The organism is Nocardia sp. NPDC056064 (genome assembly GCF_042266925.1).
Lineage (GTDB): Bacteria > Actinomycetota > Actinomycetes > Mycobacteriales > Mycobacteriaceae > Nocardia.
In genome coordinates this window covers 4,886,321-4,909,491 of record NZ_JBHJWO010000001.1, presented here as the reverse complement: position 1 = coordinate 4,909,491, position 23,171 = coordinate 4,886,321, and the positions used below count along the sequence as shown (strand labels likewise).

21 protein-coding genes are annotated in these 23,171 nt (G+C 65.6%); 17 read left to right on the top strand and 4 right to left on the bottom strand.

The genetic code is table 11. The annotated features are described in order from the left end of the window. Nucleotides 1-18 precede the first annotated feature (18 nt). From ACFC06_RS22715 to ACFC06_RS22705, 3 genes are read left to right on the top strand one after another with little or no spacing between them, the layout of a single operon-like run. The gene (locus ACFC06_RS22715) at nucleotides 19-330 is read left to right on the top strand and encodes a hypothetical protein (RefSeq protein ID WP_375934548.1); all 312 of its coding nucleotides are present in this window, start codon (nucleotides 19-21) and stop codon (nucleotides 328-330) included. Then, complete coding sequence (locus ACFC06_RS22710) at nucleotides 327-1,523, top strand: WXG100 family type VII secretion target (protein WP_375934545.1); 1,197 nt, start codon at nucleotides 327-329, stop codon at nucleotides 1,521-1,523. Before ACFC06_RS22715 ends, ACFC06_RS22710 begins: the two co-directional genes overlap by 4 nt. Further along, nucleotides 1,520-2,074 carry a hypothetical protein gene (locus ACFC06_RS22705; RefSeq protein ID WP_375934542.1) on the top strand — a complete coding sequence of 185 codons (555 nt, stop codon included), beginning with the start codon at nucleotides 1,520-1,522 and terminating at the stop codon, nucleotides 2,072-2,074. Before ACFC06_RS22710 ends, ACFC06_RS22705 begins: the two co-directional genes overlap by 4 nt. Nucleotides 2,075-2,080: 6 nt before the next feature. Here the strand turns inward: ACFC06_RS22705 and ACFC06_RS22700 are convergent, their stop codons facing one another. Next, complete coding sequence (locus ACFC06_RS22700; RefSeq protein ID WP_375934539.1) at nucleotides 2,081-3,553, bottom strand: NAD(P)H-hydrate dehydratase; 1,473 nt, start codon at nucleotides 3,551-3,553, stop codon at nucleotides 2,081-2,083. 69 nt (nucleotides 3,554-3,622) lie between these two features. On the opposite strand from ACFC06_RS22700, the gene ACFC06_RS22695 reads away from it, so the two are divergent. After that, a complete protein-coding gene (locus ACFC06_RS22695; RefSeq protein ID WP_375934536.1) occupies nucleotides 3,623-4,045 on the top strand; it encodes a cupredoxin family copper-binding protein in 423 nt (140 codons plus the stop codon). A gap of 36 nt (nucleotides 4,046-4,081) precedes the next feature. Here ACFC06_RS22695 and glmS read toward each other — a convergent pair whose 3' ends face one another. Beyond that, entirely contained in the window at nucleotides 4,082-5,962 is a 1,881-nt protein-coding gene (gene glmS, locus ACFC06_RS22690; RefSeq protein WP_375934533.1) for a glutamine--fructose-6-phosphate transaminase (isomerizing), read from the bottom strand. Between the two features lie 36 nt (nucleotides 5,963-5,998). Here glmS and ACFC06_RS22685 point away from each other — a divergent pair, with 36 nt between their 5' ends. The 6 genes from ACFC06_RS22685 to ACFC06_RS22660 all read left to right on the top strand — a co-directional run bounded on the left by ACFC06_RS22685 (nucleotide 5,999) and on the right by ACFC06_RS22660 (nucleotide 14,416). Next, nucleotides 5,999-6,853 (top strand): dienelactone hydrolase family protein, encoded by an 855-nt coding sequence (locus ACFC06_RS22685; RefSeq protein WP_375934530.1) that lies wholly within the window; start codon nucleotides 5,999-6,001, stop codon nucleotides 6,851-6,853. Nucleotides 6,854-6,860: 7 nt separating this feature from the next. Continuing rightward, nucleotides 6,861-7,949 (top strand): hypothetical protein, encoded by a 1,089-nt coding sequence (locus ACFC06_RS22680; protein WP_375934527.1) that lies wholly within the window; start codon nucleotides 6,861-6,863, stop codon nucleotides 7,947-7,949. Between the two features lie 136 nt (nucleotides 7,950-8,085). Next, a complete protein-coding gene (locus ACFC06_RS22675; RefSeq protein WP_375934524.1) occupies nucleotides 8,086-8,595 on the top strand; it encodes a YbaB/EbfC family nucleoid-associated protein in 510 nt (169 codons plus the stop codon). Continuing rightward, a complete protein-coding gene (locus ACFC06_RS22670; protein WP_375934521.1) occupies nucleotides 8,592-8,912 on the top strand; it encodes a hypothetical protein in 321 nt (106 codons plus the stop codon). The genes ACFC06_RS22675 and ACFC06_RS22670 overlap by 4 nt, the downstream gene beginning before the upstream one ends. Further along, nucleotides 8,913-13,304, top strand: a complete 4,392-nt coding sequence (locus ACFC06_RS22665) for a hypothetical protein (RefSeq protein ID WP_375934518.1) — start codon at nucleotides 8,913-8,915, stop codon at nucleotides 13,302-13,304. 74 nt (nucleotides 13,305-13,378) lie between these two features. Further along, nucleotides 13,379-14,416: a hypothetical protein gene (locus ACFC06_RS22660; protein WP_375934515.1), complete on the top strand. Its 1,038-nt coding sequence runs from the start codon at nucleotides 13,379-13,381 to the stop codon at nucleotides 14,414-14,416. A 397-nt stretch (nucleotides 14,417-14,813) separates the two neighbouring features. Here ACFC06_RS22660 and ACFC06_RS22655 read toward each other — a convergent pair whose 3' ends face one another. Together ACFC06_RS22655 and ACFC06_RS22650 are read right to left on the bottom strand one after the other, a co-directional pair. After that, nucleotides 14,814-15,164 carry a hypothetical protein gene (locus ACFC06_RS22655; protein ID WP_375934512.1) on the bottom strand — a complete coding sequence of 117 codons (351 nt, stop codon included), beginning with the start codon at nucleotides 15,162-15,164 and terminating at the stop codon, nucleotides 14,814-14,816. Next, on the bottom strand, nucleotides 15,152-15,430 hold the full coding sequence (locus tag ACFC06_RS22650; protein WP_375934510.1) for a hypothetical protein: 279 nt from the start codon (nucleotides 15,428-15,430) through the stop codon (nucleotides 15,152-15,154). Before ACFC06_RS22650 ends, ACFC06_RS22655 begins: the two co-directional genes overlap by 13 nt. A gap of 132 nt (nucleotides 15,431-15,562) precedes the next feature. Between ACFC06_RS22650 and ACFC06_RS22645 the strand changes: the two genes are divergently transcribed. The 7 genes from ACFC06_RS22645 (at nucleotide 15,563) to ACFC06_RS22615 (ending at nucleotide 23,167) form a co-directional block, all read left to right on the top strand. Further along, entirely contained in the window at nucleotides 15,563-19,072 is a 3,510-nt protein-coding gene (locus ACFC06_RS22645) for a Helicase associated domain protein (protein ID WP_375934507.1), read from the top strand. Between the two features lie 151 nt (nucleotides 19,073-19,223). Continuing rightward, nucleotides 19,224-19,766 (top strand): DUF3558 domain-containing protein, encoded by a 543-nt coding sequence (locus ACFC06_RS22640; protein WP_375934504.1) that lies wholly within the window; start codon nucleotides 19,224-19,226, stop codon nucleotides 19,764-19,766. A 45-nt stretch (nucleotides 19,767-19,811) separates the two neighbouring features. Further along, on the top strand, nucleotides 19,812-20,318 hold the full coding sequence (locus ACFC06_RS22635; protein WP_375934501.1) for a hypothetical protein: 507 nt from the start codon (nucleotides 19,812-19,814) through the stop codon (nucleotides 20,316-20,318). Continuing rightward, nucleotides 20,315-21,481: a hypothetical protein gene (locus tag ACFC06_RS22630; RefSeq protein WP_375934498.1), complete on the top strand. Its 1,167-nt coding sequence runs from the start codon at nucleotides 20,315-20,317 to the stop codon at nucleotides 21,479-21,481. Before ACFC06_RS22635 ends, ACFC06_RS22630 begins: the two co-directional genes overlap by 4 nt. Continuing rightward, on the top strand, nucleotides 21,478-22,260 hold the full coding sequence (locus tag ACFC06_RS22625) for an ESX secretion-associated protein EspG (RefSeq protein ID WP_375934495.1): 783 nt from the start codon (nucleotides 21,478-21,480) through the stop codon (nucleotides 22,258-22,260). The genes ACFC06_RS22630 and ACFC06_RS22625 overlap by 4 nt, the downstream gene beginning before the upstream one ends. 205 nt (nucleotides 22,261-22,465) lie before the next feature. Then, a complete protein-coding gene (locus ACFC06_RS22620) occupies nucleotides 22,466-22,807 on the top strand; it encodes a hypothetical protein (RefSeq protein WP_375934492.1) in 342 nt (113 codons plus the stop codon). A gap of 21 nt (nucleotides 22,808-22,828) precedes the next feature. After that, on the top strand, nucleotides 22,829-23,167 hold the full coding sequence (locus tag ACFC06_RS22615) for a hypothetical protein (protein ID WP_375934489.1): 339 nt from the start codon (nucleotides 22,829-22,831) through the stop codon (nucleotides 23,165-23,167). The last annotated feature ends 4 nt before the right edge of the window (nucleotides 23,168-23,171 follow it).

Below are 23,171 nucleotides of genomic sequence, written 5' to 3'. Positions count from 1 at the left end.
ATGGGGAAATGGGGAATCATGGCTGGCACTTCGGATTTGGATCTCGATCCGACACGGACCCAGGAGCTCGCGACCACGCTCGGCAAAGCCGAGTCGGAGATGGCCGCGGTGTTCGGCGCGGACACCGGTAGCGGGTCGGTGACCCTGGACGGGACGAAGGTCCCCGACGCGGTGACCGCGGCGATCGCGAAGGTCGCCAAGGCGTCGAAGACGCTGGTCACCGACTACGAGGCGCTGTCGAAGGCGACCTCGACCGCGGTGACGGAATTCCAGGCGAAGGACACGCAGAACGCGGGTGCGATCGACACCCAGCAGGCGGCCCTGGCATGAGCACGCTCGGAACCGACGAGTCCGAGGCGGTCGCGAAGGCGACACTCGGCAACCTCACCAAGACACAGGTGCTCGCCTGGCAGCCGACGACCTTGAACGCCCTGGGCGACGCGTGGTCGGCGCAGGCCCAGAAACTGACGACCTTCGACGACACCGAGTACCGCGCGGTCGACGCGAGCCGGGACTTCTGGACCGGCAGCGCGGCCGAGGCGATGCGGACCAAGCACGAGCAGATCCGCACCACCACCAAGACGTTCATCGCCGCGCTGCAGGACGGCGCGTCGGCCGCGCAGTCGGGCGCGAGCACCCTGGACGCGGCGAAGACGGCGGTGGCGAACGCGGTGCGCCAAGCCGAGGCCAACGGCTACGAGGTCGACGACGACGGCACCGTCAAGATCTCGACCAGCACCCACCAGACGCTGCTGTCGCAGCTTCCGGACGCGGCGTCGTACACCACGGCGGCGGGTGCGTTGCAGGTCGACGCCGACGCGTCGACGACGGCGACCAAGCAGGCCCTGGAGAACGCGCGCACGGCAGCGTCGTCGGTCGAGGCGGCGATCGAGAAGGCGTTCTCCGGTCTGCCCGAGGGCGATCCCGGCATTCTCACCGAGACCGCGCCGAGCCCGTCCTCGTCGTTGCAGGACAAGTACGGGGCCGACGCCGCCGCGCTGATCGAGAAGTCGCCGACACTGAAATCCCAGCTCGACTATCTCTCCGAGAACGGTGTGAACGTCACCTTCGGTGAGCCGGGAGCAGGCAGTTACACCCAGTACAACGGTGACAACAAGTCGATCGTGCTGGACGGCAATCTGAAGGACAACCCGCAGGCCCTCGTGCAGACACTCGCGCACGAGGCCGGACACGCCACCTACAATGGAAGCCTCAGCGGTGCGACCGTCGAGGATTGCGTGAACGCGCGACTCACCAACGAAGGCGCCGCCACGCTGAACAACATGGTCGTCCAGCGCGAGATCACCGCCAACGGTGGCGCCGATATCGGCGTCGCCGGCTACACCGACACCACCGGTCCGCAGTGGGAGCAGACCTTCACCGAGTACATGAAGACCACCGGCTCGCCGGAGGGCTACCAGAAGGCGATCTATCAGATCGGCCAGACCTATGGTGACAATCTGCGCCCGTCGACCGCGCCGAACATGACCTACCGCGAGTACTACACCCAGCAGTGCCGATGAGGCGGGCGACGCACTGGGTGCTCGCGGCCCTGTCACTGATCCTGCTGACCACCGCCTGCGCATCCGGCGACGACGACCGCGCGGACAACTCCCGGGAGGGGACGACCATGACCGATCGACCGACCGACCTCTGGCAGCTGATCAGTGCCGTCACGGCACAGGCGCCATTGACCAACGACAAACTCAACACGCTGCTCGGCACCCGTTTCGAGGGCACCGGACGGCACGACTCGGGCCCGACGACCGTCACCGACGGCCTCGAGCTGCCCAATGTCACCAATTTCAGCCGGGACAACGGCGACTGGGTGTTCTCCAGCCTCGACATCGGCACCGAGCCGTGCGTGGGGCTCGACGAGGTGAAGGCGCACTACGGCGATGTCGAGATGACGGCGGCGCCGAGCGGCCATTCCCTCGAGGAACGGTATCTGTGGACCTCCCAGCAGCCGTGGGGCGCACTGAATTTCGCCATCCGGGAGCGTGATCGCTGCCTGGTAGGGGTGAGCCTGTACACCGCGGGGGAATACAAGAACAAGCCGTTCCCGAAGGGCTGATCACGGCTACCGCCGCTCGCCCATCTCCCGCACCACCCGCACCGCCGCCCGGATGTGTTCCAGCAGCGGTGACGCCGAGATGGGCGCCGCGGCGGGCTGATCGTCGTAGGCGGCCAGGTTCGCCGCGAGCGCGTGCACCCTGGCCGCCGCCGCGGCCGCCCACTCCGGCGCTCGCCCTGCCGCCAGCAGCGCCCCCAGGATTCCCGACAGCACATCGCCCGCTCCGGCCGTCGCCGCCCACGAGCCACCCGCTTCGTTGACCGCGGTCGGCGCGCCTGGGGTCGCGATGATCGTCGCGCGCCCCTTCAGCAGCACCGTCACCTGCCAGTCGTCGGCCAGCCGCCGCACCGCCCCCACGCGATCGTCGCCGGGCGCCGCCCCGGTGAGCCGCGCGAACTCCCCGGCATGCGGGGTGAGCACCGTCGGCGCCGTCCGTCCGCGCACCAGCTGCGGCTCGTCGGCGAGGATGGTCAGACCGTCCGCGTCGACGAGCACCGGCAGGTCGCTCGCGAGCACCTCGGCCAGCCGATCCCGCGCCTCGCCGTCGGTACCCGCGCCGGGTCCGAACACCCACGCCTGTACCCGCCCCGTCTCCGAAATCTTCTTGCCGGCGATCACTTCCGGAAACCGCGCCAGCACTTCGGCATCGTCGCCGACATACCGCACCAGCCCGGACGTGGCGGCCACCGCCGCACCCGCGCACAGCACCCCGGCCCCCGGATACTTCGCGCTCCCCGCGCACACCCCCACCACACCCTGGCTGTACTTGTCGTCGGCCGCGCCCGGCACCGGCCAGCCCGCACCGATCGCCGCCGGTTCCCACTGCACCAGATCGGGCTCCGGCAGCTGCAACCCGATGGGCACCAACACGATTCGCCCACACCGCGGCGCGGCGAGCACGTGCACGGGTTTGTAGGCACCGAAGGTCACCGTCACCTCGGCGCGCACCGCCGGCCCGTCCACGGCCCCGGTATCCGGATCGACACCACTGGGCAGATCCACCGCGACGACCGGAACATCAACCCCCGCAACGATATCCGCCGCACCGGGACGCAGCGGCCCACGACCGGAGATGCCGACGATCCCGTCGAGCACCAGATCCACCCCGTCGAGCCGCGCGAGCACCCCGTCCACGGACTCGCGCCCGTCGACCACCCGTCCACCGGCCGCCCGCAGTGCCGCGAGCCCTTCCCGGTGCGCCCGTTCGGGATTCAGCAACACCGCCACCACGGCCACTCCCCGTCGCCGCAGAAAAGCACCGGCCCACAGCGCGTCGCCACCGTTGTCTCCCGAACCGACCAGCAATCCCACCGCCCGGCCCGCGACCCCACCGGTCCGCGCGCGCAATTCCCCCGCAACCACCGTCGCCAGCCCGTGGGCCGCCCGCCGCATCGGCATTCCCGCAGGCACCCGGGTGAACAGCTCCGCTTCCGCCGCCCGGACCTGGTCGGCGGTGAAATAGCCACGCCGGTCCGTCATCGTCGCCTCCCGGCCGCCCGCACGGGCCACGCCCGGCCCGTGATCGTTCGCAGACTACGCTCCGGAACCATGTCGATGGTTCGTCACCGCGCCGCGTCCGTCCGGGTTCTCACCGGAGCGGTCGTCGCCGCCACCCTGTTCACCGCCGGCTGCTCCGGCTCCGACGACTCCGCAACCAAGCCGACCCGCACCCCGCGCCCGGTGAACACCACCACCACGACGACCCACAGCGGCCCCACCGCCCTCACCGTCGACGTCTCCGGCATGAAGTACTCCCCCGCCGACGCCACCATCAAGGTCGGCGAAACGGTCACCTGGAAGTTCTCCGACAAGGCCCCCCACAATGTGCAGGGCATCGGCGACAAGGCGATGGGCATCAACAGCCCCATCATCGACAAGGGCGAATGGTCCTACACCTTCACCCAACCCGGCACCTACCGCTACCTGTGCACCCTGCACCCCGATATGCGCGGGTCCATCACGGTGGAGTGAACCGGTCGGCCGCGCACCGCGGCCGACCGGTCGGCATCACTCGACGGTGACCGACTTGGCCAGGTTGCGGGGCTTGTCGACGTCGTAGCCGCGGGCCTGGGCGATCTCGGCGGCGAAGACCTGTAGCGGCACCGTGGAGAGCAGCGGCTGGAACAGGGTCGGGGCGGCCGGGATCTCGATCAGGTCGTCGGCGAACGGGCGCACGGTGTCGTCGCCCTCCTCGGCGATGACGATGGTGCGGGCGCCGCGGGCCTGGATCTCGCGGATATTGCTCAGCAGCTTCGAGTGCAGCACCGCGCGGCCCTTGGGCGAGGGCATCACGATGATCACCGGCAGGCCCTCTTCGATCAGCGCGATCGGGCCGTGCTTGAGCTCACCGGCCGCGAAACCCTCCGCGTGCATGTAGGCGAGTTCCTTGAGCTTGAGCGCGCCCTCCAGCGCCACCGGGTAACCCACGTGGCGGCCCAGGAACAGCACCGTCGGGACGTGCGCGAGGTCGCGGGCGATGGCGCGCACCTGCGGCGCCGTCTCCAGCACCCGCGCGATCAGCTTGGGCATGCCTTCGAGCTCGGCGAATTCGCGGGCGACCTCGTCGGGGTACTTGGTGCCGCGCGCCTGCGCCAGCGCCAGGCCGACCAGATAGTTGGCCGCGACCTGCGCCAGGAACGCCTTGGTCGAGGCGACCCCGATCTCGGGCCCGGTGCGGGTGTAGATCACCGCGTCGGACTCGCGCGGGATCTGCGCGCCGTTGGTGTTGCAGATGGCCAGCACGCGCGCCTTCTGCTCCTTGGCGTGGCGCACGGCCTCGAGCGTGTCGGCGGTCTCGCCGGACTGCGAGATCGCCACCACCAGCGTCGAGCGGTCCAGCACCGGGTCGCGGTAGCGGAACTCGCTGGCGAGCTCCACCTCCACCGGCACCCGGGTCCAGTGCTCGATCGCGTACTTGGCCAGCAGGCCCGCGTGGTAGGAACTGCCGCACGCGACGACGAACACCTTGTCGAACTCGCGCAGTTCCTGATCGGCCAGGCGCTGCTCGTCCAGGACGACCCGCCCGCCGTGCTCGTCGATGACGAAGTGCCCGATCAGCGTGTCGGCGACCGCGGTCGGCTGCTCCTCGATCTCCTTGAGCATGAAGTAGTCGTGGCCACCCTTCTCGGCGGCGGCCAGATCCCAGTCGATGGTGAACGGCCTGCTGACCACGCCCTCGGTGTTGCCGGCGAAGTCGGTGACGACGTAGCTGTCCTTGGTGATCACCACGGCCTGGTCCTGCCCGAGCTCGACCGCCTCGCGGGTGTGCTCGATGAACGCGGTGACATCGGAGGCGATGAACATCTCGCCCTCGCCCACACCGACGACCAGCGGCGTCGACCGGCGCGCCGCCACGATCGTGTCGGGGTGATCGGCGTGGGTGAACACCAGCGTGAACGCGCCCTCGAGCCGCTGCAGCACGGCCAGCGCGCTGGCGGTGAAGTCACCCGCGGTGGGGCCCTCGGCGTAGGCGCGGGCCACCAGGTGCACCGCGACCTCGGTGTCGGTGTCGCTGAGCAGCTCGACCCCGGCGTTCTCCAGCTCGCGACGCAGCGGCGCGAAGTTCTCGATGATGCCGTTGTGGACCACGGCCAGCTTGCCGGTGGCGTCGCGGTGCGGGTGGGCGTTGCGGTCGGTCGGCGCGCCGTGCGTGGCCCACCGGGTGTGTCCCATGCCACTGGTCCCGCCGAACCGCTCGGCCCCCGCCTCGTCGAGTTCGGCCTCCAGATTGGCCAGCCGCCCGGCCTTCCGCTCGACCGCGATCGCGCCCTGACCGTCGAGGATCGCCACCCCCGCCGAGTCGTACCCGCGATACTCCATGCGACGCAACGCGTCGACGACAACGCCGAGCGCATCCCGGTACCCCACGTAGCCCACGATTCCGCACATGGTTCTCCACCCTACTGATCGGATACCCTTCTCGCCGTGTCGGTGTCTGTGAAGTCGCTCCTGAGCACCCTGTCCGCGCGTGGCCCCCACCGGGTGTTGCGGGGAAATCTGGGGATCGCGGGCCAGCCGGGTGTGGTGTACACGCCCGAGTCCGGGCTGAACCTGCCCGCTGTCGCGTTCGCGCACGGCTGGCTGACCAGCGCCGAGAACTACAAGAGCCTGCTCGAGCATGTCGCGTCCTGGGGTTTCGTGGTCGCGGCGCCCGACACCGAGCGCGGCCCGATCCCGTCCCACCTGGATCTGGGCACCGACCTGCTCACCACGCTCGACATCGTCAGCAAGGTGCGCCTCGGTGACGGCACCATCAGCGTGCGCCCCGACCGCCTGGCCCTGGCCGGGCACGGCATGGGCGCGGGCGCGGCCGTCATCGCCGCCGCCCAGCGCCGCGTCGCCGCCGTCGCGGCCCTGTTCCCCGCGCCGACCTCCCCCGCCGCCCAGAACATCGCCCCCGACCTCGACACGCCCGGCCTGATCCTGACCGGCGACGACCTCGACTCGGTCAGCTCCGATGCGCGCGCCCTCGCCGCCGCCTGGGCGGGCCCGTCACTGCTGCGCCGCATCGACGGCGCCTCGCACAACGGCATCGTCGAAGGCCGCCGCCTCTTCGCCGCCCTCGGCGCGGGCCGCTACGAACACAAAACCGAGAAGGCCACCCGAGCCCTCCTCACCGGCTACCTCCTCAACACCCTCCTCGGCGACAAGACCTACGCCGCCTTCGCCGACCCCACCGCCGAGATCCCCCACACGGCGGTCATCGACCCGACCGCCGAGGTCGAAGTGGAAGCCCCCAAACTCTCCATCGGAACGGTCGCCAAACTCATCCGCGGCTAGCTCCGCCATGGACAGGTGGTACGGCATAGTCCAGCGCATCCTCTACGTGATCCAGTTCAAGCCGGAACTGGATCAGGTGGTGGCCAGGCAGGTGGCCGAGAACCTGGTGACCCGGCCCTTCGACTACGTGACCGCCGAGGACGAGTACTCGGCGCTCGCCGAGGGCCTGCACCACCGGGCGCCGATGCCGAGCCTGATCTCGATCGTGCGCCAGAGCGAGGCCGACGTACGCGTCTTCCTGACGCGGGTCGTCGCGGAAATGGACGCGATGCGTCCCTGGCCGGTGCTTCCGTACACGCGGTTGCCACCGGAGTCCCTGCCCGGATTCCGCGACAGCCGCCCGCTCGCCCGCGTCGCCCTCACCGTCAACGCCATCGAGGGCCGGTTCGGCCGGATCTTCAACAAAGACAACGGCGAAGGACCGTTCCTGCTGCTGCGCTTACGATCCGGCGCGGACATCGGATTCTTCACCCCGTACTGGGATGACAGCCCTGACATCCTGCTGACCTGCGCGTCGCCCGACCACGATCCGCACGCCGTCCTGCGCGAACTCACCGACACCGGCTGCCTGGCCCCCGAGCACCTCTTCGACGAATCAGCCCTGCACCCCGACGCCACCCGCTACGCGACCACCCCGATGCACCCCGAATTCCACGGCGAGCACCTCCCGGGAAACCGCATCTGGAACGGCAACCAGGTCGACTACCTCGACCACGACGCCCGCCAGGCCTTCCGCCTCCACGGCTACAACGGCCTGCTCCACGGCCGCGACGGCACCCCCTTCGACACCACCACCGCCCACACCCTCTGGACCCCCACCGGCGGTCGCGCGATCTTCGTCATGGACCACAACGGCACCCTCTACTCCGCGCCCTTCCACACCCTCGGCCGCTTCCACCCCTCCAGCCTGCTGGCAGGCGCCCCGGTAGCCGCCGCGGGCGAGATCACCGCCTCCGCCGGCCGCGTCCTCCTGATCAGCGACCACGGCCGCCACTACCGCCCCCGCCGAAAATACACCCGCCAGGTCCTGGACAGCCTGCGCCGCCAGAGCCTGGCGACCGACGCCATCGAGCTCGAATTCCACTGGGACGAGTAGGGAATTCACCTACATAGCGCGCGAACCGAGCGACGGGCCACCTACAACTATGCCGCGATCTACGTCACACTACGCAACCGTTGGCGGATGCCTCGCGTCCAAACACGCGAGGACGCCTTCTACGAATCGAGGACCGATGGACGACTGGTCGACGCCCACCCGTGCCGAAAACAATGCGCTCCGCGCGCAGATCGATTCGATGCTCGACTCGTTCACGAAGGAAAAGGCAGCACTGCTGGACGCACGGTCCGAAACCACCGCGCCGACAACTGCCTGGTCGGCCGACGGCCTGGTCCGAGTGTCGGGCAACATCACCGGAATCTCCGACGTCCACATCGAGCCGGACGCATTCAAGCGATCGACCCCGGCCTCATTGGCCCGCTCGGTCGCGGAAGCGATTGCCATCATGACCAGCGAATCAGCGAAGATTCGAGAACAAGCGATCGCACCGCTCACCACCGGGATTCCGGACTTATCGGATCTGGTTCCCGGTGCGCCCAGCATCAAAGAGCTGATCGCCGAACTCACCCCGCCGCAGCAACCACCAGCAACGACCGAACCACCGTCCGCACCACCGCGCGGCCTGGTCGACGACAGTGATGACGAAGAAGGCGACTACTTCCGCAATCGGAGCTATCTGCGATGAGTTCACTCGACATCGACGCCGATGGACTGCGCAACACCCAACCGGCGTTCAACTCCGTGGCCACCGCGATCACCACGGCGGCGCAACAACTCGCCGCAGTCATCTCCACGGAGGGCGAATGCTGGGGCGGTGACGAAACCGGGACCGCCTTCGCCAAGAACTACACGCCCGGTGTGGATTCAGGCCAGAAAGCCGTAACCGGTTTGGCCACAACGATGTCCCAAATCGGCGAGAACATGGTAACCATCGCCAACACCTTCCAAGCGCAGGATACGACACGCGCGGGCGAGATCACCCAGGTCGAGGGAACGCTGTAGATGGGCATCGAGATACCCGACGAGCTGCAGTGGGTAGCGAAATACCTGCTCGGCGCGGGTGACTGGCCCGATGGCGACGAGACCGCCATGCGTCGGGTCGCGGATGGCTGGACAGCGATGGCGACCTCGCTCGACGCCATCGACGACGAGGCCGCGAAAGCACTCGGCAGCGCGCTTTCCGCCATCACAGAGGGCGAGACCCACACCTCGATCAGCAACATGCGCGACAAATTGCTGGTGGGCGACGAGGCGACATTCCTCGCAGTTCGGCGGTGGTGCACCACACAAGCCGAGATTCTCAACGACGGCGCCAACGACATCGAACACACCAAACTGGTCATCATCGGGACGATGATCATCACGGCCGTGGAGATCCTCGCCACCGCGTGGACCGGCGTCGGCCTCATAGCCTCCGCGGCGGTCAGGATCGCTGCCCAGGTAACGATCCGCATCGCGATCAAACAGCTGATCGCCCGCATGCTCACCCGCGGCGCCGCGAAAGCCGCGGCCCGGCTGGCACTGCGCGGCGCGGCTTTCGAGGCACTGGAAGAAGGCGGCACCGACCTGAGCGCCCGCCTGATCCAGGTCTACAACGGCGATCGGTCGATGACGAAGTTCGGCTGGACCGACCTCGGTCTGGCGACCTTCGGCGGTGCAGTTGGCGGCGCGGTCGGCGGTGTCCTCGGTGGTGGCACGGGCGCGCTCGGCGACGTCGCTTCTTCCACCGCGGGAAAGATGGCGGGCAAGGTCGTCGGCGGGGCGGTGACCGAACTCGGCGCCGATGTATCCGCACAGGTAGCCGCTGCCGGCGTCGGCGCGGCTTTCCTCGGACAGGAATTCAAACTCGACATCGGCGTGGACACGTTCACCAGCGCGGGCGCCGGCGGTGTCCATTCCGCCCTCGAGTCCGGAAGCCACGGTGGAACGACAACGGCGCCAACAGTTCCCGACGTCGGTAGCGAGATACCGAGTGCGACCAGCCCAGCACAAACCGACGCGCCCTCGGACAGCCCGACCACACCCCAATCCGAAAACGGCAATCCGGTCACACCGCCGAACCCGGAAAGCGATGACGGCGGAGCGACGACCGCTCCGGCATCCACGACCCAACCCGACGACGGAGCAACCGCGCCGCAGACCGCGCAGCCGGATACCGCCGCCGGCGCTCCATCCACCCCTAGCCCGGCCGACAACGGCTCGTCAGATTCCCCCTCGCCCGGAGAGACCACGAGCCGCGGCGACTCCTCGCCGGTTCCCCCGGACACCGACGGTTCTCCGGCGCCGCCCGCCCCCGACGAAACGTCTCCTGCCCCGAACCATGTCAGCGACAACGAGGTCCCCAGCACACCCCGCGACTCTCCGTCGAATCCCGGTTCTGCCGTCACACCGGACGTACCGACGACCGACCATTCCACCCCGTCGACGTCACCGCCTGCCGACCTGCCCACGACACCGCCAGAGACACCCAGCGATCCCGGCTCATCACTGGATCTGCCCACACAAGAAACTCCGGCACCGCCGACTACTTCCCCCATAGAACCCTCGAATGTCCAACCGTCGACCGACTCGCCGGACAACCCAGGACAACCGACCACGTCCACTGCGGATCCACAGCACCACCCCACAACGAGCGACGAGGCACTGTCGCCTGCTACGTCTACGTCCCCTGTGACGGCTGACCCCCACGAGGTGACATCGGCCCCACCGACAAACCTCACCGCCGAGTCTTCACAACAGCCTCCGTCAACGACGGCCGGCCCTGGTGTGAGCACCACCCCGGTACCAACACCTCTTACACCCAACCCGAGCACCCCGGCTTCCACCGACACGACAACCGCCGCCGTGGCGGCTGCACCGACCGCGCAAAGTAATTCGCTCCCGCCCGCGGCAACGTCCAGCCAGCCGGCACAGCCTCCGACTGTCTCGGCAACCCCGACACCGACGATCAGCCCGACTCCGCTACTGGCTACGCCGTCCCGTCGGCCCTCCACGAATCCAGCGGTTGCGCCGACAACAACCGCTGGGACACAGCCGATGCCACCTTCCGTCGCGTCGACTCCCTCCACCTCACAAATGGCTTCGATGCCACCGGCCCAAACGGGTGGTGCGGTTCGGCCACGCAATATCCACGACCTCGATGCGCAGGACGCGTGGGCTGAGGTTGTCTACGACCACATTCGCAGCACCGACGCGGACCTCGACCGGATCGTTGCCGGACTCGCTGAGACCAGGAGGGCCGACGGCTCAGTCGGCTTCACTCGTGCGGAGATAGAACAGATCAAGAATCACCTGTTCAGGGAAGTTCACCCGCTGACCCGGTACGACGAGGAGGGCCACGACATCGGAGTCGAGCTCCGACGGTACGAGGCCGACGCCGACATCGCAGAGGCGTGGATGCGAATGGCATTCGGCCGTGCCGAGGATGAAGACATAACCCTCCTAGAGCACGAACTGGCCGAAGCGGAATACTATGAACGTCATCCCGAATCGTCATATCGGGACGCTCACCAGTACGCGAACTCATTGTTCCCATGGGAAACAAATCCACACCGCCCAACTGGCGAGAACATTAACGAGTGGAGAGCATCTTATGGCGGTATATCTGGTCTTTCAGATGGAGTTGGAGACCGATCAGGAAGTGACGTACCGATTCGGGGGTGCGGACCACAAACTCGATCGGACCCTGACGATCAACAAGGCGGACTACTCGGTGACAGTGGCGGACGGGAGGTCCGACAAACTGGCAGTCAGGACAGCCGGCATGGTGATGAGCAGACACCGCCGGGACGGCGTATGGATGCGGACGGGCAACTTCCAGGCCTGAACAATCGTCCGCCTCGTCAATCCGGCGGCCGAAATGAGACACCCGACACCAGGCAGCACCCGGCAACCGACAGTACCGAATCGCGCCTACCACCGACCCGGTCACCGATTACGCCCGAGCAAGCCCACAACGCGAATCAAGCGCGCATGGCCCGCGATCACCTCCGCAGCCAGCAAGCAGACGGCGGCAGCCGGGCAGTCAGCGGCATCAATGGCGAGCGCAGATTCACTTGGCACCGATATATTTCCGCGCTCGGAGCCCCGGTTTCCGTACTACGAATCGGTGTCAGCTTCACTGGTGCCGAACATCTCGATCCAGCTGATCGAGCGGCACTGATCGAAGGCATCCAGTTCGCAGTCGACCTCATGCTCAACGGTGGATACAGACTCCCCAACGGGGATTGGGTCATGATTGACATCAGCCCTGTCACTGACCCAGCAGATGCAGATATGCAGATGAGCATCGGTGGTCCGACCTCTCCCGACCCAACCCATCCCGGTACCGACCCTTCCGAGATCATTGCTCAGGTTCGCGGTCAACTCGGCCTGGAGCCGACGACATCCCAGCAGTTGTCACCCCACGACCTACGCGAGGTCAGCGCTGCCATTGACCGTGCAGCCTTCGCACCCCCTCCAGCTCCATGGCCCGCCGCCACACCGAGCAGGACACCCGCCCCACCCGCAGCCGCACATCACAGTCAACCGCAGCCCGTCCGACCTGTCGATCTCCGCGCGCCGGAGTCAGCACCGCCCCCACATTCGCCTAACCTCAATCCACAACCACCCGCCTCGAACACTCCACTCGGACCGGATAGGGTTGATGCCACCCCCAACGCCCAACCGGACAATCACCCATGGGGAGTTCCGAACCCGAATCACCAACAATCCACGGGTACCCGGCGCCCCTTGTGGCGACGGCTCTTCGGGCTCCCGCCCCGGGATCGTGTCCCCGACAGCGAACCGGTCGCTGAGCATGGTTCGCAGCCGCCGGCAGCCGCTACTACACAAACCTCCCCTGACTACGACAGTTCGCCACCAACTGACATCGCCGAATTCGGCGCGACGCCATACAGCATGTCGCCCCCATTTCAGACCCAGCAGATGCAGCGTCAGTACGAAGGTGAACATCTACCCGGGAATCACCAATGGAGGGGCGTCGGCGCCGAGCAGGTCGAGTATCTAAGTCATGAGCAGAGACAGCAGCGTCGCGTAACGATCTTGAATGGCGTCATATACGCGGCACCCAACGTACCTTTCGACACCAGAAGCGGTAGCTCAGCATGGGGCGGGTCTGGTCGAGCCGTTTTTGTGATGGACCAGGAAGGGAACCTTTATGTATCGAACACCCATGAAGCGGGGACGTTTCACCATTCAAGTTTTCTCGCTGGTCAGCCAGTCGCCGCAGCAGGCGAGTTGGTAGTCATCGACGGTATCCTGCAGCTACTGACCGATTCCAGTGGCCACTATCGACCCGAACGTGGCCACACGCTACAGGCGATCAACCATCTTCGCAGCCTCGGAGTTATTATTGAACCCTCGCAAGTTAGACTGGAGGCGCCGCCACAATGAACAGAACACGTGAAATGGACGAGTGGAATGGACTACTTTCACGCATATTTTATGGCATACAATTCGAGCGAGAATTGAGTGACGAACTGGTTGCCAATATCGCAAATGCGCTGATAGTCGAGCCTATTGCCACCCTAACCCCCGAGGAAGAATTCAGGATACTCGCAAACGGACTATCGAAATCTTTTGCTACACCCACCCTGGTAGAAATGCGGCAGACCGGCGCCGAATTGCACGCATTCATCCGACGAGTAGTCGACAGCATGGAGGCAATGCGTCCGTGGAGCAATCCAGAATATATTCGCCTTCCTGCAGATGCACTGGCCGCCTTCGCAAGACCGCGCCCCATCGCGCGAATCAGGATACCCGTGCCGGGCGTCGAAGGCAGGCTCGCTCGAACATTCGAATACGGTAGCGAAGACGGCCCTTTTCTTCTGTTACGCCTTCGATCAGGTGCCGATATCGGATTCTTCTCACCGGTATGGCCAGGCAGCGACGATGTCATGGTAGCCAGCGCTGACAACGAGCGCGATCCTCACTCAATTCTGACAGAGCTGATGGATACCGGCCGATTCGAGGCCGACAAAGTTGTTTCATTGATCGAATCAGGACTCGAACTCAGCGGGTCGACCGCACGTTATCAAACTACACCGATTCAGCCGAGTTTCAGAGGGGAGCAGGAACCTGGAAACAAACTCTGGGGAGGGAAACACGTGCGGTATCTGACAGAGGAGGAAAGGAAGAATTTCCGGATCATCGCAAGCAACGGACTACTTTACGACGCCAAAGGAAATCTGTTCGACACGAGCTCGGCACGAACTTTATGGACCCCCACGGGAGGGCGAGCGATCTTCGCGATGGATCAATTCGGCATTCTGTACTCGGCGCATTATCACATACTCGGAGAGTTTCACCACTCGAGCCTCCTGGCCGGCGAACCTGCCGCTGGAGCCGGCGAAATCGCGGTAATGCAAGGCCAGGTCCACTTGATCAGCGATCACAGTACACATTACCGGCCGACCCGTAGGTTTACCAACCAGGTGGTCGAGAGCCTACGTCGACAAGGGTTGCAAGTCGCCGACCTTCAGATCGAATACCATTCGCCTGAGTAGCCGTGCCTCAAACGATAAACGTATCATCATTACGAGGTCTAGCAAGGGTACATGTTGTACAGTTTTACCCGCGAATATCTGGTCCAGCCTGACCCAAACTATCTGGATATTCAACGGCACGATATCGGTCAAGAACTGTGGCATGACATTTTACCTCCTGGATTCAGGCATTGGCGGTCTAATTGCCCGAGGTGGTCGAACTTCGCGAGTCCCTGTATGGCTCGTGGACGGTTCCAGACCTCGGACCGTCCCCCGGGGACTGGACAAGACTTCCACCGAAACCGGACTCCCGGGCAACTGCGGCTGATTCCTCCTCAGCTGAAACGCACCGTGCGGACTTCCAGGCCGGGAATCCGCTCGAAGTGGCGCGTGTTCGCCGTGGCCCCTCAACCGATACTCATCGCAGTCGGGGCGATGAGCACATCGTGGGCACCGATCTTCTGACCTCGGCAGACGAGGTCGGCCCACACCCGGCATGGATTCGCGCCGTCAGCAGGTCGAAAGGCTGTGGAGGGAACGCGGTGATCGCCATTTCCACGAAAGCCTCACGCCGGGCCCGCAATTCGGCTTTGGCGCGATGCACACCGTGCAGGAGCTTCGATGCCGTCACCGACGACATCGCCACGTCGTGATCGATACCGATCTGCTCCGCCAGCTCGTGCGCGACCTCGCCGATGTTGGATCCTCCCCTGCGCGTATGCGCCCGCTCGAGGTCGATGAAGACCGACGTGTCGATCAGGGTTCCCACGGGTCCTCCGCCAGCTGGCCTACCGCGTCACGGACAGCTTCCAGGTCGTCACCGAACTCGGGGTCGGGCGTCGCCGCCGACGTGAACAACCGCAACGCCTCGCTCATGGAACGCCCACGACGACGACCGTTCTCCGGGTACTCGTCGGGATGGACGATGACGTAGGCGGGACGGTCGTGACTGAGCACCACGACCCGCTCATGTCGGTCGACCGCATCCTTCGCCCGGCGGGGAAGACGCATCTCTTCGGCCCTGATAGTCGTCATAGCATCAGGCTACGAAGACCGTACATATCTGTACGGTTCTTCGCGCCAGCTCGCCACGGATAGGCTGCAACCGGAATGAAACGATGATTCGAGCATGCTGGCCGGAGCATCTCCGGTGATGGTGGGGTTGCTGTGAATTCGGAGCGGGGCTTGTGGCCGCATCAATCCGAGGCTGTCGAGAAGATCTGCGCATCCCTGGCTGGGCCGGGGCGAGCGACGGTGGTTTCCGCCTGCGGTACCGGAAAGACGATCGTGGGCGCCGAATCCTCGCGGCGAATCGCGCCAGAGGGTCGCGTGTTGGTGCTGGTGCCCACGTTGGAATTGCTGGCTCAGACCGCGCACGCCTATGCTGCGCACCTCGGCGCCGCCGCGGGCGTGATTGTCGGAGTATGTGGCGACCAACAGGTGACCGACGCCGCTGAGCGGGTGCGCGCCGAACTGGGCGACCTGGCCGCCCCTGTAACCACCGACCCGCAGCGGGTCGCCGAGTTGGCCGGTCAGCGAGGCCGGCTGACGGTGCTGGCCACCTACGCCAGTTTGCCGGTTATCCTCGCGGCACACGCGGAGCACCACCTAGAGCCTTGGACGCTGGCCGTGATCGATGAGGCCCACCGCACTGCCGGTGTCCGGGGAGCGTGGGCGCAGGTTCATATGGACACCTCACTACGCGCCGAGCGCAGGCTCTATCTGACCGCGACGCCACGGATCATGGCGGCCGGGGGCACCGACACGGTGTCGATGGACGACGAATCGGTGTTCGGACCCCAGGTGTTCCATCTGCCATTCGCGCACGCCATCGAATCCGGGCTGCTGGCGGACTATCGCGTCGCGGTGGTGACCGTCACCGATACCGAAGTCGCCGCACTCACCGCACACGAGAGACTGGTCACGATCGATGGGCGTGCGGTCCCGGCTCGGACCCTCGCTATGCAGATCGCCCTGTCGAAAGCGATCCGTGACTATGGTCTACGACGCGTGATCACCTACCACGGGCGAGTGGCGAGTGCGCGCAAGTTCGCGACCGGATTGCGGACAGCGATCGAGCTGATGCCGGTGCACGAGCGCCCACCGCACCCGGTGCGAGCGCACTGGATCAGCGGCGAGACCACGCCGAAACACCGCCGCAGAACACTGGCACACTTGCACGATCCCGGCGCCGACACGGTTGTCGTATCCAATGCGCGGGTGCTGTCCGAGGGCGTGGATGTCCCGGCGTTGGACGCGGTGATGTTCGCCGACCCGCGCGATTCCGCGACCGACGTGGTCCAGGCTGTCGGGCGGGCACTGCGCCGCGGCGACAACGACGGCAAAGTCGCCACGATCATCGTGCCGATCTTCCTCGCCGAAGGCGAAAGCCCTGCTGCCGCGTTGTCGGGCTCGGAATTCGACACTGTCTGGCGAGTCGTCCGGGCTCTGCGCGCACACGACGAACGGATCGCCGACTATCTGGACAATCGACGTCAGAACATGTGGCGACGCGCGCGTGATCAGGATTCTGTCGACAAGGTGCCGCTGTGGATGCAGGTCGACGGAGTACCCGCGCAGGTCGGCCACGAGTTCTCGGAATCGATCATGCTGCGCACCGTGGAGGCTACGACATCGTCGTGGTGGGAGAACTACGGTGCCCTGCTGGCCTTCCATCGCGAGCACGGACATGCCGACGTCGCCGCTGGGTACCGCACCAGCGACGGGCGTGGCTTGGGACAGTGGCTCTCGGACTGCCGGAAGTCCTATCGGGCCGGGCTGCTGTCGGCCGACCGGATCGCGCGCCTGGAAGCCCTCGGCGTCGACTGGCGGCGCCGCACCGGCTATGACCGTTCCGAAAGCTGGCAGCTCGGTTGCGACGCGCTGCGCGCGTTCCATGCCGAACACGGACATTCGCGGGTCCCGGACGACTACGTCACCGAAACGGGATTCAAGTTCGGATTGTGGATGAGCAACCGCCGCGCCGATCACCGCGCCGGACGGTTGCGTCAGGAACGAGTCGAGTTCCTCGAGTCCTTCGGTATGGATTGGCATCCGGCGGATACCGCTCGGGCCGCGTCGTGGGAGTCGGGTCTGGCCGCACTACGCACCTATCACGCCGCGCACGGACACGCGCGAGTACCGTACCCGTACCGCACCCCCGACGGGCTCTATCTCGGCAAGTGGGTATCGCTGCGGCGCAAGAACTACCAGAACGGAAAGCTGGCAGCGGACCGCCTCGCGGCACTGGATGATCTCGACACGAACTGGAAGGAAAAGCCGACCAGGGCAACCAAACCCGAGCGGCCGGGACCGGCCCGGCAGGAGACTCGGCAGTGGCAAGTCGGCACGGCCGCGTTGCGCGAATACAAGGCTGTCAACGGGAATCTCGACATGCCGGGCAGCTACGTCACCGAATCCGGTGACCCGGTCGGGAAATGGCTGATCGGATGGCGCACCGAATTCCGATCCGGCAAACTCTCCCCCGACCGCGCGCGTGTACTCACCGAACTCGGAGTCCAGTTCGAGCGCCGCGCGCCCGGCCACCGGCGATGGTCCCAGTGGGAGCAGCGCCTCGCCGAGCTCGTCGAATTCGCCGCGATCCACGGCCACGCCAACCCGACCGAGGCCTATGTGACACCAGCCGGATATCGCCAACTGTCACATTTCGTGGGCCTGTGCCGCCGTGCCTACCGCGAGGGTGAACTCAGCCAGGACCAGGTGACCGAGCTCCGCGAGGTCGGTGTCGACCTCGATCGGCAGCGGTCCGGCCGCAAACGTGTCTCCGAGATGGCCGACGACACCGACGCGCTGCCCCGCAAGGGCTGGGCCCGCGGAATCGCTGAACTCGCCGCCTACCTCGAGGAATACGGGACCTCCGAGGTTCCGCACACCTTCGTGACACGCGATGGCCACCGGCTGGGTCCATGGCTGTCGACTCAGCGGCGTCGTCACCGCGACGGCGCACTCGAACCCGACAAGGTCGAGCAACTTCGCTCGCTCGGCATCGACCCAGGCAATCGACGCCGACGCGACCCGCGCCTCGACGCGATGTGGGAGCGGGGCCTGGCCAGCGCGCGAGCGTTCCACGCCGAGCACGGGCACCTCGACGTCCCCAACAACTACCGTGCCGCCGACGGGCATTTCCTGGGCAAATGGATGCAACACCGCCGCACCGATTGGATGAACGGTGAACTGTTACCCGAACGAGTGCGGCAGCTCGAATCGCTCGGCATCGAATGGCAGCCCCGTGACGCCGCCTTCCGAACCGGATTCGAGGTATTGCGCGCCTACCGCGACGAACACGGCCATTGCCGAGTCCCCGACAAACATGTCACCAGCGCGGGCTTCCGCCTCGGGAACTGGTTACGTGGGACCCGACAGCGCTACCGAGATGGCGTGCTGCCCCCTCAGCGCGTGCGGGAACTCACCGAACTCGGCGTCGAATGGGACCCGCTAGCGGCCCGATGGGAGCGGGGCCTGGCGGCGTTCGCCGCGTTCCGAGCAGAGCACGGCCACAGCCGCGTCCAGCAGCGCTTCGTCACCACCGACGGGTATGCGCTGGGCAACTGGATCAGTATCCAGCGCAGATCCTTTCGCGAAGGAACCTTGTCCACCGATCAGGTCGCCGCGCTCGACGCCGTCGGGATGGACTGGGGTTCTTCCCGGACACGATGAAGCGTTGTCGGTACCGGGTGCCAATGTCAGGCGAGCGGACTCCCCCACGCCGAACCGGTCCGGTAAGGTCGGGGCCGATTGGGGCGGGGAGTCCCGACGGGGTACCGGGGGCCGGTAGAAGGGAACTTTGAGGATGAGTCGTGGATCGATGGTGGCCACCGGGCTGGTGATCGCTGGCGCACTGTTAGTGGGCGGATGCGGGACCGACCATGCGAACACGACCACCGCAAGTCCGACCTCGACCGACGTGCCGCTGCCCACCGGGTTCGATGGATGTGACCTGCCGCAGTCGGTAATCGATGCCGAGCAGCTCAGAAAAGGGCGTGAGGACAACGGCTGGAATGTTTCGGGTACAGCCCGCAAGTGGCTGGGCTGTACATGGACCCAAAGCGATGGATTCACAGCCAACATCACGGTGACCACCATCACTGGACAACAGATTCGCGAGAGCCCGAGTACCCAGTGGACCGTTGGCGAGCAATCGACGATCGCGGGCCGTGCCGCGATTACCTACTGGCTGCCTGCACGCAATCCGGCTCAAGACTGCACAATCAATGTCGAGATGAAGGGCGGCGCGATGGAGATTAGCATCATGAATCCCTCGTCCGCTCGGAAGTCCAGGGATCGAAACGCCTGTGATATTGCGACCACACTGGCCGAAATGCTGGCGCCCACGATTCCGGCGGACAGTTGAGTATGAGAACCGGAAAGTTTTACGCTTCGGGGAGGGAGCACCACAATGGCTGATGCCACACCACTGGCAGGCTTGATCGAGCAGGCAAAGTCCGGGAACCTTAGTGTCGGGTTCAGCGATAGCGTGACGGTGAACGCCGACGAGTTCGCTTACATCGAACGTGACTGCGAAGCTTTCAAAACCAAGATTCGAGAACTTCAGGATGCCGCCCGACAAATATCTAGCCGCGAGAATTGGGGATTAGGCGAGAAGACAGACCGTCTGAACTCCGCGCATATCCTCGTCCGCCGATTCCGTGGCAAGGCCGCCACCGTCGACCCTGCCACGGACTCAGACAATAACGTCTGGGACATCCTCGAACAACACTACAAGATCGTCGACGATCTCCAAATCCTCCATCGCACAATCGCCCAGACATATCGCGACACCGACGCCGCCTTCGCCGCCGAGTACGACCGCCTGATGGCGAACATGCCCGCCAGCCCGATTAGCGCGGCCCAGTCGGGCAAGACCCAGCCCGGCACCACCATCATCGGACTGGGGCAGTCATGACTTTCACCAACGAGCAACCGAAGATCGGCGGCGCGAAGGAAGTGGCGAACAACTTCGAGCACTCCGAGATCTACCAGGCGTTCAATCCCCTCGATCCGACTCTCGCGCAGACCGCCGCTAGCGAATATACAAAACTGTCCGATGGCTGGAGCAACGCGGTGGAATACTTCGCCGCCCGAATCAAGCATTCCAGTTCCGCGGCTTGGGAAGGCAACGCGGCCGAGGCATCCAGAACCGCGATCACGAACTACACGACCCGCGCGCTGGACCTGTCACCCGCGTTGAGCGCACTCGCGACCCAAGTAACCCACGTCGCTGACGCCATCTCCAAAACCAAGGAAGGCGTGGACTCGCCGAATACAACGCGCAACGGCTACGACATCGGCGGCAAGATCGCCGACTGGTTCACTGATGGCCCACGGCGGCAGCAGAACATCGATGAGGCTCGCACCGAAGCCCGCGAAGCGATGGATCAGCACTACATCACGAAATTCGGCGAATCGGATGCACTGATCCCGGAGTTCCCCACACCGGTGAGCCCGACCGATCCGTTGTACACCTATACCCCCGGTAACGACCCGGATGACACCGGGTCCGGTGGCGGTAATCCGTCTGCCACCAAACCTTCCACCACCGGCGATCCGGACACCGAAGATCCCGCCACCACCGAAGATCCAGCGACCACCGAAGATCCGGCGAACACCGACGACGATCCAGGTGACGACTCGGATGACGATTTGAGCGGCGATTCCGGAACCCCGGACGATTCGACTCAGCCAAGCTCGGTCACACCGGAGACACCGTCGACCACACCCGCCGGTACCAACCCGGCAGGCTCCCCCAGTTCCCCCGGGTCGCCCGGCGGAGCGGGGTCGCCAGGCGGTGGTTCACCATCCACTCCGACCGCGCCTGGCAAGGCGATACCCGGAACACCGAGCATGCCGGGGACCACAGCCGCCGGCGTCAGTGGAGTCGCCACGAGCAATGGCCGCGGTATGACCGGTATGGGCGGAATGGGCGCCCCCGGCGCTCGCGGCGGTGGGAACGACGACGAGACCACCCATGAGATTCCGGAGTGGCTGAAGAACATGGAGAACACCGCGGAACTGCTCGGTGAGCAGCCCAAGGCGCTTCCCGGCAGCGTGATCGGCGTGGACGAATGACCGAATGGATCTGGGAGCCAGACGATTTCGCGGCGCTGTGGTACAGCCCCGGCCGCGATCGGTTCCCCGCTCCTCTGGGCTACACCAGTCGGTTGTCGACGGCAGCTGCCGCCGATAAGCACCGCGCGATGGTCTTCGGCCGATACGACGTGGACGAACGTGAACTGATCGAACTCGCGTTCCACACCCTCACCACCGCACAACTGCGGATCGTCATCATGGGCGAGTCCAACGCCATCGGCCGCGGGGTCACCAAGGAGTACCGTGTTGTCGGCGCCCGCACTCCCCACCGCGCCGTGCTCCTCACCCAGACAGCGACCATGGAAGGGGTAGAGGAACGGATCCGCTGCCGCCTGCTCCGCCCGGAACAGCTTCCCGGTCGGCTGTCCTGGATCATTCCCGAATGCGCTGCGGGAGCCACCGTCGCCGACACGTTCCACATCGAAGACCTCTCGGCGAGGAACACGAACAGCTGGTCGGTCACACCCGGTCAGCGATTCGACAAGCTGGTCAAGCGGCCCCGCAACGGTGCGGGCTGGGCAGAACTGCGCACGGGCGACTTCTCCAGCCGCGGCGAGCCCTGGTCCACCGCACGATGGTTCGACTTCACCGACGATGGGCGCTACCTCCTGCAGCTCAACCATGAACACCTGAAGGTGAGCCCAGCCAGCCCCAACGATCTGACCGGGCTCTTCACCGGTTGGATCGAGAGAGGCCTCGACCGCCTCCGCGATGACGAGCAGCAGGCCTATCCCACACCGTGGGACAGAGCGGTGTGATCGGTCCACCCATCAGCGACAGCCTCGCCAGGGAGGGATTCGGATGGAACCGAATCCCTCCCCGCCGCGTCCAAGGTAGTAACCGACTCTAAACCGACAGGGGGTATCCGGTGACCTTCCCGATCACGGCCAGCCATCTACCGTCCATCACCACAGACTGCATCCGAACAGACTCCACGTGCGGCGAACGGCAGGGTGAGCCCGCATGAACTGGCTCGCCAGAATCGAGAGCATCACCGACGAACACATCGCTGCGGCACGTCAGACCGAAGAGCGCGTCGCGCAGGTTCAGCGCGAAGCCGAGGAGGCGACGCAGCGGATCGGTGAGCGCGTCGCAGCGATGGGATTCGGGCCTGAGACCGCCGAGGAGCAGGCGGCTCGCGAAGCACGCGAGGAACGGGACCGTCTGATGTACGAATACCGCATGCGAACGCAGCCAACGGAGTCCCCGACCCGCCAGCGGGAGGTCTACGTGCAGCCGACGGATTGGACCGACATCGACGAAGCCCGCGCCGAAGGATTCGGACGCAACTCGTGGCTTGTCTAGCTCACCTAGAAGGGGGTCACCGTGAGTGATTACTTGAACATCAACTCGGATACCGTTCGTGCGCAGGGCGCGACGTTGCAGAGCACCGCAACGGAATTGTCGACGGCCGCCGGTTCTTGGGGGAATATGTTCGACAAGGACGACTTGGGCAGTGAATACACGGCCGAGGCGACAGCTATCGTCACAGGGTTCGAGCACACCGTCACCGCAGTGAAGAACTGGTCGAACGCATGTTCCGCATTCGGAGATGCCCTGACCAACAGCGCAAACAGTCTGCAGTACACAGACTCCGAGTTCTCGGGCGCTATCAACAAGGTGTCATTCAATGATAAGGGCGATCTGACGGCAGGGGGGAAGTAGGGTC

Bases quoted from the DNA above. Each gene is read 5' to 3' on its own strand.
- ACFC06_RS22715 (WP_375934548.1), top strand. From the start codon at position 19: ATGGCTGGCACTTCGGATTTGGATCTCGATCCGACACGGACCCAGGAG.
- ACFC06_RS22710 (WP_375934545.1), top strand. From the start codon at position 327: ATGAGCACGCTCGGAACCGACGAGTCCGAGGCGGTCGCGAAGGCGACA.
- ACFC06_RS22705 (WP_375934542.1), top strand. From the start codon at position 1,520: ATGAGGCGGGCGACGCACTGGGTGCTCGCGGCCCTGTCACTGATCCTG.
- ACFC06_RS22700 (WP_375934539.1), bottom strand. From the start codon at position 3,553: ATGACGGACCGGCGTGGCTATTTCACCGCCGACCAGGTCCGGGCGGCG.
- ACFC06_RS22695 (WP_375934536.1), top strand. From the start codon at position 3,623: ATGTCGATGGTTCGTCACCGCGCCGCGTCCGTCCGGGTTCTCACCGGA.
- glmS (WP_375934533.1), bottom strand. From the start codon at position 5,962: ATGTGCGGAATCGTGGGCTACGTGGGGTACCGGGATGCGCTCGGCGTT.
- ACFC06_RS22680 (WP_375934527.1), top strand. From the start codon at position 6,861: ATGGACAGGTGGTACGGCATAGTCCAGCGCATCCTCTACGTGATCCAG.
- ACFC06_RS22675 (WP_375934524.1), top strand. From the start codon at position 8,086: ATGGACGACTGGTCGACGCCCACCCGTGCCGAAAACAATGCGCTCCGC.
- ACFC06_RS22670 (WP_375934521.1), top strand. From the start codon at position 8,592: ATGAGTTCACTCGACATCGACGCCGATGGACTGCGCAACACCCAACCG.
- ACFC06_RS22665 (WP_375934518.1), top strand. From the start codon at position 8,913: ATGGGCATCGAGATACCCGACGAGCTGCAGTGGGTAGCGAAATACCTG.
- ACFC06_RS22650 (WP_375934510.1), bottom strand. From the start codon at position 15,430: ATGACGACTATCAGGGCCGAAGAGATGCGTCTTCCCCGCCGGGCGAAG.
- ACFC06_RS22635 (WP_375934501.1), top strand. From the start codon at position 19,812: ATGGCTGATGCCACACCACTGGCAGGCTTGATCGAGCAGGCAAAGTCC.
- ACFC06_RS22630 (WP_375934498.1), top strand. From the start codon at position 20,315: ATGACTTTCACCAACGAGCAACCGAAGATCGGCGGCGCGAAGGAAGTG.
- ACFC06_RS22625 (WP_375934495.1), top strand. From the start codon at position 21,478: ATGACCGAATGGATCTGGGAGCCAGACGATTTCGCGGCGCTGTGGTAC.
- ACFC06_RS22620 (WP_375934492.1), top strand. From the start codon at position 22,466: ATGAACTGGCTCGCCAGAATCGAGAGCATCACCGACGAACACATCGCT.